Origin of the sequence: Mesorhizobium sp. M4A.F.Ca.ET.022.05.2.1 (assembly GCF_003998845.1) — a bacterium.
GTDB lineage: Bacteria > Pseudomonadota > Alphaproteobacteria > Rhizobiales > Rhizobiaceae > Mesorhizobium.
This window is the reverse complement of sequence record NZ_RZOJ01000732.1, coordinates 1-1,212: the sequence shown is the minus strand read 5'-3', so window position 1 is coordinate 1,212 and position 1,212 is coordinate 1. Positions and strand designations below refer to the sequence as shown.

The following is a 1,212-nucleotide window of genomic DNA, read 5'->3' as shown; positions in this document are numbered from 1 at the left end:
CATGAAAGTCAAAGGCTGGTATTCCGGCGACGCTGGCGACATCGCCAACATGCTGGCGGCCGATGACACCGAATTCGTGCCGATCGGCAATGCCGATATCTGGGCAGCCAATGGCGGCCTCTCTGGCGCGGTCGCGTTCTGGCCGGTCGAGAAATTCATTCTGGTGCTGCGGGAGCTCTACAGCGCTCGCGAACAGACCAAGCAGGCCATCTACGAGATCACTGGCATTTCCGACATTGTGCGCGGCGCTTCCCAGGCGAGCGAGACCGCCACGGCGCAGAACATCAAGACGCAATGGGGCTCGCTGCGCATTCAGAAGATGCAGCGCATGATGGAGCGCTGCGCGCGCGACATCTTCGTGATGATGGCCGAAATCATCCCGGCGAAGTTCTCGCATGAGACCCTGCAGCAGATGACCGGTGTGCAGATCATCCCGACGCAGCAGGATCTGACGCCAGTGCAGCCGCCGGCACCGCCCCAGGGTGCTCAAGTGCCGCCCGAGCAGCAACAGCAGCTTCAGCAGGCCATGCAGGCGGCTCAGCAGGCCGAACAACAGAGGCAGGCGAAGCTGGCCAAGCTGCAGTCGATCCAGCAGCTCCTGACCCAGCGGCTGGCGATGATGTACCGCATCGACGTCGAGAGCGATTCCACGGTCAAGGCGGACCTCACCAGGCAGAAGGCCGAGGCGGCCGAGTTCATGCAGGCTGCCGGCGCCTATTGGACCGCTGTCGGCCCGCTGATCCAGCAGGGCGAGCTGTCTAAGGAAGTGGCGGTCGAAATCTTCGCCGCGAACTCGCGCCTCTTCAACCTCGGCAAATCAGTCGAGGACGTTCTGGAAAAGATGGTGACCGATGCCAAGGCGCAAGCCGGCCAGCCTCCGCAGCCTAGTGCCGAACAACAAAAAGCTCAGGCGGACGCGAAGGCGCGAGAGGCGGAGCAGGCGCAAAAAGTCGCTGATGCAAAGATCAAGTCGGACGCCGCCGCGCAGGACATGCAGTTCAAGCGCGAACAGCACGACATGACCATGACCGAGAAGCGCCTTGACATCCAGTCGAAGCGTCAGGCCGCGCGGATCGACCAGAACCAGATCCTGCTGGCAAACGGCGTCGTCCCGCCGCCAGATCCCGAGCAGATCGACGGCCAGGCGGTGCTGAAAGAGATGGCCGCGCAGCGCGACATGTTCGGGCAGGCGCTAGCCGCGCTCATTCAAGT

The 1,212-nt window shown here is 63.0% G+C and carries 1 pseudogene; it reads left to right on the top strand.

Features of this window, described 5'->3' with window-relative positions:
- Positions 1-1,212: pseudogene (locus EN745_RS34970) on the top strand (hypothetical protein); the annotation flags it as partial.